This is a genomic window from Raineyella sp. W15-4 (assembly GCF_033170155.1).
Lineage (GTDB): Bacteria > Actinomycetota > Actinomycetes > Propionibacteriales > Propionibacteriaceae > Raineyella.
Genome location: NZ_CP137079.1, coordinates 1,529,293 through 1,541,992 on the forward strand (window position 1 = coordinate 1,529,293; position 12,700 = coordinate 1,541,992).

At 69.7% G+C, this 12,700-nt stretch carries 9 protein-coding genes and 3 tRNA genes; 9 read left to right on the forward strand and 3 right to left on the reverse strand.

Annotation, left to right across the window (positions count from 1 at the left end):
• Positions 1–25: 25 nt before the first annotated feature.
• Positions 26–1,327: a thymidine phosphorylase gene (locus R0145_RS07120; RefSeq protein WP_317839663.1), complete on the reverse strand. Its 1,302-nt coding sequence runs from the start codon at positions 1,325–1,327 to the stop codon at positions 26–28.
• 317 nt (positions 1,328–1,644) lie between these two features.
• Between R0145_RS07120 and R0145_RS07125 the strand changes: the two genes are divergently transcribed.
• The 8 genes from R0145_RS07125 to R0145_RS07160 all read left to right on the forward strand — a co-directional run bounded on the left by R0145_RS07125 (position 1,645) and on the right by R0145_RS07160 (position 10,060).
• Positions 1,645–2,499, forward strand: a complete 855-nt coding sequence (locus tag R0145_RS07125; RefSeq protein ID WP_317839664.1) for a fumarylacetoacetate hydrolase family protein — start codon at positions 1,645–1,647, stop codon at positions 2,497–2,499.
• A gap of 44 nt (positions 2,500–2,543) precedes the next feature.
• Complete coding sequence (gene gltX, locus R0145_RS07130) at positions 2,544–4,028, forward strand: glutamate--tRNA ligase (RefSeq protein WP_411742100.1); 1,485 nt, start codon at positions 2,544–2,546, stop codon at positions 4,026–4,028.
• Between the two features lies 1 nt (position 4,029).
• Positions 4,030–5,028 (forward strand): type II CAAX endopeptidase family protein, encoded by a 999-nt coding sequence (locus tag R0145_RS07135; protein ID WP_317839665.1) that lies wholly within the window; start codon positions 4,030–4,032, stop codon positions 5,026–5,028.
• A gap of 224 nt (positions 5,029–5,252) precedes the next feature.
• Positions 5,253–5,327, forward strand: a tRNA-Gln gene (locus R0145_RS07140).
• A 70-nt stretch (positions 5,328–5,397) separates the two neighbouring features.
• Positions 5,398–5,470: transfer RNA gene (locus R0145_RS07145), tRNA-Glu, on the forward strand.
• Positions 5,471–5,691: 221 nt separating this feature from the next.
• A tRNA-Glu gene (locus tag R0145_RS07150) sits at positions 5,692–5,764 on the forward strand.
• 370 nt (positions 5,765–6,134) lie between these two features.
• Positions 6,135–8,045 carry a potassium transporter Kup gene (locus tag R0145_RS07155; RefSeq protein ID WP_317840178.1) on the forward strand — a complete coding sequence of 637 codons (1,911 nt, stop codon included), beginning with the start codon at positions 6,135–6,137 and terminating at the stop codon, positions 8,043–8,045.
• A gap of 50 nt (positions 8,046–8,095) precedes the next feature.
• Complete coding sequence (locus R0145_RS07160) at positions 8,096–10,060, forward strand: potassium transporter Kup (RefSeq protein WP_317839666.1); 1,965 nt, start codon at positions 8,096–8,098, stop codon at positions 10,058–10,060.
• A gap of 4 nt (positions 10,061–10,064) precedes the next feature.
• Here the strand turns inward: R0145_RS07160 and R0145_RS07165 are convergent, their stop codons facing one another.
• Both R0145_RS07165 and R0145_RS07170 read right to left on the reverse strand, forming a co-directional pair.
• Positions 10,065–10,328, reverse strand: coding sequence for a hypothetical protein (locus R0145_RS07165; RefSeq protein WP_317839667.1), 264 nt, complete (start codon positions 10,326–10,328; stop codon positions 10,065–10,067).
• Complete coding sequence (locus R0145_RS07170) at positions 10,318–10,536, reverse strand: hypothetical protein (RefSeq protein ID WP_317839668.1); 219 nt, start codon at positions 10,534–10,536, stop codon at positions 10,318–10,320. Before R0145_RS07170 ends, R0145_RS07165 begins: the two co-directional genes overlap by 11 nt.
• Before the next feature lie 123 nt (positions 10,537–10,659).
• Between R0145_RS07170 and R0145_RS07175 the strand changes: the two genes are divergently transcribed.
• On the forward strand, positions 10,660–12,699 hold the full coding sequence (locus R0145_RS07175) for an NAD(+) synthase (RefSeq protein WP_317839669.1): 2,040 nt from the start codon (positions 10,660–10,662) through the stop codon (positions 12,697–12,699).
• Position 12,700 lies beyond the last annotated feature (1 nt).

A 12,700-nucleotide genomic window follows, 5' to 3' on the forward strand; every position in this document is an offset into this window, starting at 1 on the left:
GCGGGGGCGGGGGACCAGCGCCAGGTCACGCCACCCGACCGAGGACCAGCGGGCTCGGCGTCACCGTGGTGCCGGACGGCGCGATCCCGATGCCGTCGGCCAGGGCCTGCTGTGCGGCGGCGAACCGCTCGGGGGTGTCGGTGTGCAGGGTCAGCAGTGGTTGCCCGGCGCGGACGAGGTCGCCGGGCTTGGCGTGCAGCTCCACGCCGGCGGCGGCCTGCACGTCGTCCTCCTTGCGTACGCGTCCGGCACCGAGATGCCAGGCCGCCAGCCCGACCGCCATCGCGTCGAGCTGCTCCAGCACCCCGTCGGCCGATGCGGACACCACTTCGGTCTCCAGGGCGGTGGGCAGCGGCGCACCAGGATCGCCGCCTTGGGCGCGGATGATCCGCCGCCAGCGATCCATCGCCCGCCCGGAGGCGAGCACCTCGGCCGGGTCGGCGTCGACGCCCACCGCGGCGAGCATCTCGCCGGCCAGGGCAAGGGTCAGCTCCACCACATCGGCGGGGCCGCCGCCGGCCAATACCTCCACCGCCTCCCGGACCTCGAGAGCGTTGCCGGCGGTCAGCCCCAGCGGGGTGGACATCCCCGACAGCAGCGCGACGGTCCGTACGCCGGCGCCGGTCCCGATCCGCACCATGGTACGGGCCAGGTCACAGGCCTCGGCCAGATCCTTCATGAAGGCGCCGGAGCCGACCTTGACGTCCAGCACCAGCGCCCCGGTGCCCTCCGCGATCTTCTTGGACATGATCGAGGAGGCGATCAGCGGGATCGACTCGACGGTGCCGGTGACATCGCGCAGGGCGTAGAGCTTCCGGTCCGCCGGCGCCAGCTCGGGCCCCGCCGCCACGATCGCACCGCCCACCTCACGGAGCTGGCGGCGTACCTGAGCGGAGGTGAGATCGCCCCGCCAGCCGGGGATCGCCTCCAGCTTGTCCAGGGTGCCGCCGGTGTGGCCGAGTCCGCGGCCCGAGAGCTGAGGCACCGCCACCCCGCAGGCAGCCACCAACGGCGTCAGCACCAGGGTGACCTTGTCCCCGACGCCGCCGGTGGAGTGCTTGTCGACGGTCGGCCGGCCGAGGTCGGAGTAGTCGAGGCGTACGCCGCCGTCGATCATTGCCTGCGTCCACGGATCGAGCTCCTCGGCCGACATCCCCCGGAAGAACACCGCCATCGCGAGCGCGGACATCTGCTCCTCGGCGATGAACCCCGCGGTGTAGGCCTCGATGATCCACCGCGCCTCGTCGGGTGACCAGCCGCCACCGTCCCGTTTGCGCCGGATCAGGTCGACGACGGCGAAGCGCTGCGGGTCGAAGGGTCGGCTCATGGGGCCGATTATGCCGTGGCGCCAGGGCGAGTGGGCTGGCGCTGGTGAGTAGGCATGAATCTTGTGAGTAGGCATGAATGGTGTCATCGTCGAGGTCCAGGCGTACGCCTCGTGGTTGGCGACCACCGGTAGGTCAGGACGGCCTGTTCAACAGGTAGCTTTCGCCCGTACGTTTGTGCCGGTACTCAGACACGAATGTACGGGCGAAGCCCGCAGGCGACGTACGGGGTGATGTGGTGGGGTCCGCGTACCGGTCGCCGCAGCCCGCACCTCGGCTGCGAAACCGGCCGTTCCCGCGATCGCGATAGGGTGAGGCAATGCGAATTGCGCGCTACTCGGCTGCCGGTCAGGACCCTGCGTTCGGGGTGGTCGAACTGGCCGAGGACGGCGGTGCACATCCCGACAGCGTCAGCACGCTCACCGGTGATCCGCTGGCCGGCCCCGTCCAGTACACCGGTGCCCGGCACCGACTGGCCGACGTACGGTTGCTGGCACCGGTCATCCCCCGCTCGAAGATCATCGGTGTCGGCCGCAACTACGCGGCGCACGCGGCCGAGCTGGGCAACGAAGTGCCCACCACCCCGCTGTGCTTCCTCAAGCCCAACACCGCTGTGATCGGTCCCGACGAGATCGTCGTCCCCCCGACGGCGTCGTCCTACATCAGCTATGAGGGTGAACTCGCCGTCGTGATCGGCCGGATCTGCAAGGACGTGCCGGTCGACCGGGCCGAGGAGGTCATCTTCGGCTACACCGTCGGCAACGACGTCACCCTGCGCGACCTGCAGGAGCCGGACAAGCAGTGGTCGCGCGCCAAGGGGTTCGACACCTCCTGCCCGCTCGGACCGTGGATCGCGACCCACCTCACCCTCGCCGAGGCCTCCGACCTGACGATCACCACGGTGGTGGCCGGTGAGCAGCGTCAGCACGGCTCGACCGCCCTGATGATCCGGCCGATCGCCGAGCTGGTCGCCTACATCACCAGCTTCACCACGCTGTTGCCGGGTGACGTCATCCTCACCGGCACCCCGGCAGGCGTCGGCCGGCTCGAACCGGGCCAGGAGGTCTCGGTCACCATCGACGGCATCGGCACCCTGACCAACACCCTCGTCCCCACCCCCGTGGCGGACACCACCGACACCACCACCTCGACCAGCGGAGACAACGCCAAGTGAGTGACACCAGCACCGACCAGCACGGCAGGACCGATGTGGACGTCCTGGGAGACATCGCCCCGGAGGACGTCCGGGTGCGTTTCCCACCGTCGCCCACCGGCAACCTGCACGTCGGCAACGTCCGGTCCGCGCTCTTCAACTACGCGTTCGCACGCCACTACGGCGGCACCCTGGTGCTGCGGATCGAGGACACCGATCTGGCCCGGTCGACCCAGGAGTACTACGACAACGTCCTCGACTCGCTGAACTGGCTCGGCATCACCTGGGACGAGGGCCCGGACATCGGCGGCCCGTACGCCCCCTACCGACAGTCCGAGCGCACCGGGATCTACCGGGACGTGATCGCCAAGCTGGTGGAGTCCGGTGCCGCCTACCCGTGCTACTGCACCCGGGAGGAACTGGAGGAGCGGGAGAAGCTGCGCGGCGGCGACACCATCGGGTACGACGGCCACTGCCGTGACCTCACCGCCGACCAGGTCGCGGCGTACGAGGCGGAGGGGCGTACGCACGTGCTGCGGATGCGGATGCCCGAGGGCGAGGTCGCCTTCGACGACCTGGTGCGCGGTCACGTGGCGTTCGACACCCGCAACGTGCCGGACTACGCCATCGTCCGCTCCAACGGCGAACCGCTCTACACCCTGGTCAATCCGGTCGACGACGCGCTGATGCGGATCACCCACGTGCTGCGCGGTGAGGACCTGCTCTCCTCGACCCCCCGGCAGATCGTGCTCTACCGGGCGCTCGCCCGGATCGGTGTCGGGTCGGGGATCACGCCCCGGTTCGGGCACCTGCCGATCGTGATGGGGGAGGGCAACAAGAGGCTTTCCAAGCGCGACAAGGGATCGGGCCTGGAGGAGTACCGCGAGCGCGGGTTCCTCCCCGAGGGCCTGATGAACTACCTCGCCCTGCTCGGCTGGTCGATCAGCGACGACCGGGACGTGTTCAGCATGGCGGAGATGGCCGAGGCGTTCGACATCCGCCGGGTCAACGCGAACGCGGCGCGCTTCGACCACAAGAAGTGCGAGGCGATCAACGCCGCCCACATCCGGCTGCTCAGTGCCGAGGACCTGGCGACGCAGATCACCCCCTTCCTCCAGGCGGCGCACTTCGTGGCGACCCCGCCGACCGCGGACGAGCGGCAGCTGCTGATCGGCGCCGCCCCGCTCATCCAGGAGCGACTCACCTGCCTGTCGGAGGCGGTCGACAAGCTGTCCTTCCTCTTCACCCCGGACCAGGAGCTGGAAATCGAACCGGGGGCGGCCCTGAAGGCCGAGGAGGGGCCGGTGCTGCGGACCTCCCGCACGGCGCTCGCCGACGTCGCCTGGGACCATGCCTCGATCGAGGCCGCCCTGCGGGCCGCCCTGGTCGACGGACTGGGGCTCAAGCCGCGCAAGGCATTCGGCCCGGTACGGACCGCCGTGACCGGCAGCAAGGTGTCCCCGCCACTGTTCGAGTCGATGGAGCTGCTCGGCCGCGGGTCGAGCCTGGCGCGGATCGACCGGGCGCTGGCGACCGTCCCGAGGGGCTGAGGTGGCGCGCACTCCGGCGCCGGCAGGCCGCGGACGCTTCGAGACGTTCATCGGGGGGTACCAGGACCCGCCGCCCGGGGTGGCGTACCCGAGGGTGCTGCACCGGCCGGGGACGGAGGGCTGGCGAACCGTCTTCGGCGTGGTCGCCGGGTTCGTGTTCTACCTCAGCGTGATGTCGGTGCTGCCCAGCATGGTGATCGCGCTCGCCTGGCTGGTGGCCGGGCGAGGACAGTCCTACCCGGAGTTCGCCGACAACGCCGCCGCCTACCTGAACCCGGCCGGAATGTTGGCGATGAACCTCGCCATCGGCAGCCTGATCCCGGTGTCCTGGCTGATGGTGGCGAGCATCCACCGGACCGCGCCGCGGTGGCTCGCCTCCGTCGGCCCGCGGATCCGCTGGCGCTACCTGGCGGTCTGCGCGATCCTCGCCGTGGTGGTGCTCAACGCGATGCAGGTGGTCACCTGGCTGCTCGCCGGCACCGCGGTGCACCTGGCGCCGCAGCAGGGCTTCTGGGGATTCCTTGCGGTGATCCTGGCCACTACCTGGGTGCAGGCGACGGGGGAGGAGTACTTCTTCCGCGGCTACCTGATGCAGGCCCTCGGCTCGCTCACCGCCACCCCCTGGTTCGGGGTGATCACCTCCGCCCTGGTGTTCGCCGCGATGCACGGCTCGCAGAACGTGCCGCTGTTCCTCAACCGGCTGGCGTTCGGCCTGGTCGCCGCGCTGCTCGTCTGGCTCACCGGAGGTCTGGAGGCCGGCATCGCCGGTCACGTCGTCAACAATGTCTTCGCGTACCTGTGGGCCGGCCTGACGGTCGGGATCGCCGCCTCGCGCAACATCACCGAGACCACCTGGCTGGGGTCCCTGGTCGGGGTGGGCGGCTACGCCGTCTACGCGCTCGCGGCCTGGGGGGTCGCGCGGGTGATGCGGGTCGGGACCACCACGGCTCTCGAAGTCGCTCCCGCCGGGCGGTCCGGACGGGGCCCTCGGCCTGTCTGAGACGCCCCGCGGTCTGCCTGAGATGACCGCCGCGGTGCCCTGGCCGACCCCCACGGAGCCCGCGGGGAACCAGCACAGTGCCCGGAGCGACCGCCGGGATTGAGGCGTTCCGGGCCGGGATCGGGGGCGGTCTCTCGGCTCCACGGATCCGGCCCGTGGATTTGTGTTGCGCCGGAGCGGTGCGCTAGAGTTACACGTCGTTGCCCCCCGGGGCAGCAAACTCTTGGGGTATGGTGTAATTGGCAGCACGAGTGATTCTGGTTCACTTAGTCAAGGTTCGAGTCCTTGTACCCCAGCCACGGAGGCTGTCGGATATGCATGATTTCCGGTAGTTTCTCCGAGATTTCCGCAGAACCGGAAATCAGCTGGGGCCCCGTTGTGTAGCGGCCTAGCACGCCGCCCTCTCAAGGCGGTAGCGCGGGTTCGAATCCCGTCGGGGCTACTGGGAAAGAAATCCTCTCCGTCAATGACGGAGGGGATTTCTTCGGTCTGCGGCCGGTGTTTCTCGCCCGGCCGGTCTCGGCCTTTCTGTCCGGCCTCTGACCATCTCCGACCTGGGCGGCCGCCGCCGGGTACGGAGCCCGACCCTCGCCCGGTCGAGTTGAGCGGCCCGTGGCCGACCTGCTAAGCTTCCGCAGGTTCCCGGTCGCCGGGGACAGCTGGGGCCCCGTTGTGTAGCGGCCTAGCACGCCGCCCTCTCAAGGCGGTAGCGCGGGTTCGAATCCCGTCGGGGCTACGGAGTCGAACGCCCGGTCGTCGTGATGACGACCGGGCGTTCCGTCTGCCGTGGGCGTCCGTCGTGGGAGTCTGCGGTGGACGGTGGACGGTGGACGGTGGACGGTGGCTGTGGGGGACGCCATCGCGGCCGCCCCGGCCGGAGCGCTCCGATCGACCGGGGCACCCCGGATCCGGGACCCCGTGTCCCGGACTCCGACCCCGACGTTTCAGATCCTGACCCCGACGTTCCAGACCCTGACAAGGCCGTTCCGGATCATTGGCACCAAGGGTCCGCTCAGGTGGAGACTGACAGCATGCGCGAAACCGAAGGCCGCCGCCGTGCCCGCTCGCTGGGGCGCCCGGGCAGATCGGCGGATGTCACCCTGACGATGATCCCCACCGTCCGGGAGGGTCACCAGCCGACGCGGAGCCCGATGGCCGGGCTCGCGCTCGCCGCCCTGGGGGTCGTGTTCGGTGACATCGGCACCAGCCCGCTGTACTCGATGCAGACAGTCTTCGCGACCCACCACAACGATGTGCGGCCGGTCCCCGAGGATGTCTTCGGCGTCATCTCGATGGTGCTGTGGACCATCACCATCGTCGTGTCGTTCAAGTACATCTCACTCGTCATGCGGGCCGACAACGAGGGGGAGGGCGGCATCCTGTCGCTCACCGCGCTGCTGCGTGACAACGTCACCGCCCGGCGCCGGGTCGCCATCGTCACCGGCCTCGGGATGACCGGAGCGGCCCTGTTCTTCGGCGACTCGGTGATCACCCCGGCGATCTCGGTGATGTCGGCGGTGGAGGGCCTCACCGTGGTCAACCCCGGCCTGGAGCACTGGGTGGCGCCCGCCTCGGTGGTCATCCTCTCCGTGCTGTTCCTGGTCCAGAAGCTGGGGACCGCCGCGGTCGGCCGGTTCTTCGGCCCGATCATGGCGCTGTGGTTCCTCACCGTGGGCCTGCTCGGAGTCCCGCACATCGTGCGCCACCCGCAGATCCTCGGGGCGGTCTCCCCGCACCACGCCCTCGGTTTCGCCGTCGCCCACCCGTTCATCGCGTTCATCGCGATGGGGGCGGTGGTCCTCACCATCACCGGCGCCGAGGCCCTGTACGCCGACATGGGCCACTTCGGCAAGAGCCCGATCCGACTGGCCTGGTTCCTGCTGGTCTTCCCGTGCCTCGCCCTCAACTACTTCGGCCAGGGGGCGATGATCCTGGAGAACCCCGCCACGGTGAACAACCCGTTCTTCAACCTCGCCCCCTCCTGGGCCACCCTGCCGCTGGTCGTCCTGGCCACCCTGGCCACCGTCATCGCCTCCCAGGCGGTCATCTCCGGTGCCTTCTCGGTGGCCCGCCAGTCCGTACGCCTCGGGCTGTTCCCGCGCCTGCTGGTGCGGCACACGTCCAAGCTCGCCGGCGGCCAGATCTACCTGCCGGCGGTGAACTGGATCCTCTTCCTCGGCGTGCTCACCCTGATCACCGTCTTCCGCAGCTCGACCAACCTCGCCTCGGCATACGGCCTGGCGGTCACCGGCACTCTGCTGCTGGAGAGCCTGCTGTTCCTGTCCCTGGCCCACATGGTCTGGAAGGAACCGGTCTGGAAGATCGCCGTCTACATCGTCGTGGTGATGGGCGTCGAGGTGGCGTTCTTCGGCGCCAACCTCGCCAAGGTGGTCAGCGGCGGCTGGCTGCCGCTGCTGATCGCGGGCCTGGTACTGATGGTGATGACCACCTGGCGCAAGGGCTACGCCCTGGTGGCCGCCCATCGCCGGGAGCTGGAGGGGCCACTGGACGAGTTCGTCGAGGCGCTGCGGTCGAGCGACATCCCCCGTATCCCGGGGGTCGCCGTCTACCCGCATCCCAATCGGGAGACCACCCCGCTGGCGCTGCGGTCGAACGTCTACTTCAATCACGTCGTGCACGAGCACGTCATCCTGATCGAGATCGTGAACGAGAACGTCCCGCACATCCGGCACGTGGACCGGGTCAGTGTCCACGATCTCGGATTCGAGGACGACGGCATCGTCCACATCAGCGTCCACGTCGGGTTCAGCGATTCCCAGGACATTCCGAAAGGCCTGGCTCTGGCGGTCGGCCGTACCCCCGAACTGGACATCCGCCCGGGGGACGCGCACTATTTCCTGTCGGTGCTGACGCTGCAGCCGACCGGACGCTCGCGGATGTCTCGCTGGCGCAAACAGTTCTTCGTCCTGATGGCCAACAATGCGGCGTCACGCACCGATGTGTTCCACCTGCCGCCGGATCGTACGGCGGTGATGGGCGCCGAAATGGAGATCTGAGTCGTCGACCTTCAGCCGAGGCTCAGGCTCATGGATCGAGGATGAGGCATATGCGTCCACTCAGGGGCGGGGACAGAACCGGATCCCACAAGGGGCCCGGTCAGGATCCCGACACCACGACGATCACGCCGCTCCGCGGCCGGTCGAAGCTTCCGGCCCTGGCCCTGACGGCCCTGGGGGTCGTCTTCGGCGACATCGGCACCAGCCCGCTCTACTCGATGCAAACCGTGTTCAGCATCGACCACAACAACGTCAAGCCGGTCCCGGTCGACGTCTACGGCGTCATCTCGATGGTGCTGTGGTCGATCACCCTGGTCGTCACCTTCAAGTACGTCGTCCTGGTGATGCGGGCCGACAACGACGGTGAGGGCGGCATCCTCGCCCTCACCCACCTGCTGGTGGACCGGGTGCAGCAGCACCGGCGTACCTCCGTCGTGCTGGCGCTGGGAATGCTGGGGGCGGCCCTCTTCTACGGTGACTCGGTGATCACCCCCGCGATCTCGGTGATGTCGGCGATCGAGGGCCTCACCGTGGTCAATCCGGGCTTCGAGGACCTCGTCCTGCCGCTGTCGGTGGTGATCCTGTCGGTGCTGTTCGTCATCCAGCGGTGGGGGACGGCCGCGGTCGGCCGGGCCTTCGGCCCGGTGATGACCGTGTGGTTCGTCGTCGTCGGCCTGCTCGGCGTGCCGCACATCGTCCAGCACCCCGGCATCCTGCGGGCGGTGTCTCCCACCTACGCCGTCGCGTTCGTCGTCGAGCACCCGTTCACCGCGTTCATCGCGATGGGCGCGGTCGTGCTGACCATCACCGGCGCCGAGGCCCTGTACGCCGACATGGGCCACTTCGGCCCGCTGCCGATCAAGATCTCCTGGTTCGCCATCGTGTTCCCGGCCCTGGCCCTCAACTACCTGGGCCAGGGTGCGATGATCCTCCACGACCCGGCCACCATCAACAACCCGTTCTTCCAGATGGCCCCGTCCTGGTCGCGGCTGCCGCTGGTGGTGCTGGCCACTCTGGCGACGGTGATCGCCTCCCAGGCGGTCATCTCCGGGGCGTTCTCGGTGTCCCGACAGGCCGTCCGCCTGGGCCTGCTGCCCCGGCTCCTGGTCAAGCACACCTCGAAGGAGGAGGGCGGCCAGATTTTCGTCCCGCTGGTCAACTGGGTGCTCTACCTGGGTGTGCTGGCACTGATCGCGATCTTCGGCAGCTCGGCCAACCTCGCCTCGGCGTACGGCCTGGCGGTCACCGGCACCCTGCTGCTCACCAGCCTGCTGTTCCTCGCCCTGGCCCACATGGCTTGGCAGCAGCCGACCTGGAAGCTGGTGGTGTACGCCGCCACGGTGTTGCTCGTCGAGGTGTTCTTCTTCGCCGCGAACCTGGCGAAGGTGGTCAGCGGTGGCTGGTTGCCGCTGCTGATCGCCGCTCTGGTCATCCTGGTGATGACCACTTGGCGGCGGGGGTTCGACCTGGTGTCGCGTCGCCGCCGGGAGCTGGAGGGCCCGCTGGACGAGTTCATCGAGGCCGTGCACAACTCCGAGCTGCCCCGGATCCCGGGGATCGCCGTTTTCCCGCATCCGAACAGCACCACGGCACCGCTGGCGCTGCGCACCCTGGTGATGTTCACCCACGCGATGTTCGAGCACGTCGTCCTGGTCGAGATCGTCAATGAGAACGTGCCGCACATCCGCCACCGGGAGCGGGTCCATGTCCACGACCTGGGCGATCCGTCCGACGGGATCGTGCACATCAGCGTGCACGTCGGCTTCAACGATTCCCAGGACGTTCCCCGGGGCCTGGCCCTCGCGGTCGGCCGGAGCCCCGAGCTGGACTTCGAGCCGCAGCAGGTGCGCTACTTCCTGTCCGTGCTGACCCTGCGGCCGACCGGCGACGCGAAGATGGCCTCGTGGCGCAAGCGGCTCTACGTGCTGATGGCCAACAACGCCGCGTCACGTACGGAGGTGTTCCACCTGCCGCCGGACCGGACCGTAGTGATGGGCGCCGAGATGGAACTGTGAGTCGTCACTCGGTGAAGGTGACGTCCCATCGGTCCGTGCGGGTGACCACGCCGACGGCGGCCGGTGCCGGGCGTCCGGTCATCGCCCGATAGACGGTCCGGGCCAGGTCGACCGCGGCCTGTTCGGACCGCGCCTGCTTCCGGGTGACCTCGATCGTGGTGGTGTCGGGCCCGGAGGTGTCGTCGGGCCCGGAGGTGTCGGGCCCTCTGGTCTCCGGCTGCGTGGCCGGCGGCCGGGCCGGAGTCCGACGGGTCGGGTCAGTCGACATGCGGCGGCTCGTCGCCCCGGAGGTCGGCCTCGTCGTCCACCTCGTCGTCGCCCTCGTCCATCGGCTCCTCGCGCTCGTCGGTGAATGCCTCGCGCTCGTCCGGATCGTACGGGTCGGTCTCGACAGTGTCGGCCCGATCGGCCTCGGACAGGTCCCGCTCGTCTGGGGTCATCGTGTCCTCCCGTGGTTGGTCGATGGTGATCAGCATCCTAGGCGATCCGCCCGCCTGCGACGGCTTCCGAAGACCCGCCGGCCCGGAGGCGGCAGCACGGACGGGCCGCCGGTCGTTAGGCTGGGCCCCGCAGCAGTCATCGGCATCGAGGAGTCCGGAGTGCAGTTCGCATCGGCCTACGACCAGGGCTTCGTCCGGGTCGCCGCGGTCACCGTTCCCGTCGTCGCCGCCCAGCCCGACCGCAATCTCGGGGCCGTCCTCGAGGCGGCCGAGGAGCTCTCGGTGCACGGGGTGGGGCTGGCGGTGTTCCCTGAGCTGTGCCTCACCGGCTACGCCCTGGACGACCTGCTGCTGGCGAGCCCGCTGCTGGACGCCGCCGAGGAGGCACTGGCCGCCCTGGTCGAGGCAAGCCGGGACCTGCTGCCGGTGTTGATGGTGGGGCTGCCGGTGCGGCACCGCCTCCGGGTGCTCAACACGGTCGCCGTGGTCCACCGGGGCGCACTGCTCGGGGTGGTGCCCAAGGCGTACGTCCCGACCTACCGGGAGTTCTACGAGCGCCGCCACTTCGCCCCCGGCGACGACATCCGCGGCGAGGTGGAGCTGGCCGGGCACCGGGTGCCGATCGGCCCCGATCTGCTGTTCGCTGCCGACGACGTTCCCGGGTTGGTGATCCACGCCGAGGTGTGCGAGGACATGTGGGTGCCGGTGCCGCCGAGCGCGGAGGCCGCCCTGGCCGGGGCGACCGTGCTGGCGAACCTGTCCGGCTCACCGATCACGGTGACCAAGGCCGAGCACCGCAAGCTGCTGGCCCGGGCCGCCTCGGCCCGCTGCCTGGCGGCGTACGTCTACGCGGCCGCCGGGGAGGGGGAGTCCACCACCGACCTGTCCTGGGACGGCCAGACCTTCGTTTACGAGGACGGGGACCTGCTCGCCGAGACCGAACGGTTCCCCCGCGGCTGGCGCTGCTCGGTGGCTGACATCGACCTGCAACGGCTCACCGCCGAGCGGTTCCGACAGGGCACCTTCGACGACAACCGGCGCACCCACGCCGCGCGGGCGGAGGCCTTCCGGACCGTCCGGTTTCGGCTCGACCCACCCCGCCACGACATCGGCCTGGAACGCCACGTGGACCGGTTCCCGTTCGTTCCCGACGATCCCGAGCGGCTCGCCCTGGACTGCTACGAGGCGTACAACATCCAGGTCGCGGGGCTGGCCCAGCGACTCACCGCCATCGGCACCCCGAAGGCCGTGATCGGCGTCTCGGGCGGCCTGGACTCCACCCATGCGCTGATCGTCGCGGCCCGGGCGATGGACCTGCTCGGCCGGCCGCGCAGCGACGTGCTCGCCTTCACCATGCCCGGCTTCGCCACCACCGAGCACACCCGCAGCAACGCCGAGGAGCTGTGCCGGGCGCTCGGGGTGACCTTCCAACAGCTCGACATCCGTCCCGCAGCCCGCCAGCTGCTGGCCGACCTGGGCCACCCGTACGCCGACGGGGAGCCGGTCTACGACGTCACCTTCGAGAACGTCCAGGCCGGGCTGCGCTACGACTACCTGTTCCGGCTGGCCAACCAGCGGGGCGGGATCGTGGTGGGCACCGGCGACCTCTCGGAGCTGGCGCTCGGCTGGTGCACCTACGGTGTCGGTGACCAGATGTCCCACTACGGCGTCAACGCCGGGGTGCCGAAGACCCTGATCCAGCACCTGATCCGCTGGGTGATCTCCTCGGGGCAGGTCGGCGAGGAGACCGCGACGATCCTGCGCTCCATCCTCGCCACCGAGATCAGCCCGGAGCTGATCCCGGTCGCCGAGGGCCAGAAGCCGCAGTCCACCCAGGACTCCATCGGGCCGTACGCCCTGCACGACTTCACCCTGCACCTCCTGCTCCGACTGGGCTACGGGCCGGCGAAGATCGCCTTCCTCGCCCACCACGCCTGGCACGACCCGGAGCGGGGCAGCTGGCCGCCCGGCTACCCGACCGAGGAACGGGAGGCGTACGACCTGGCCACCATCCGACACTGGCTCGAGGTCTTCCTGAAACGCTTCTTCGGCAACCAGTTCAAGCGCTCGGCGCTGCCCAACGGGCCGAAGGTGATGGCCGGCGGGGCGCTGTCGCCGCGCGGCGACTGGCGGATGCCCTCGGACGCCGCGGCCCGCACCTGGCTGGCCGAGCTGGAACGCGACGTCCCGCGGGGCTGAA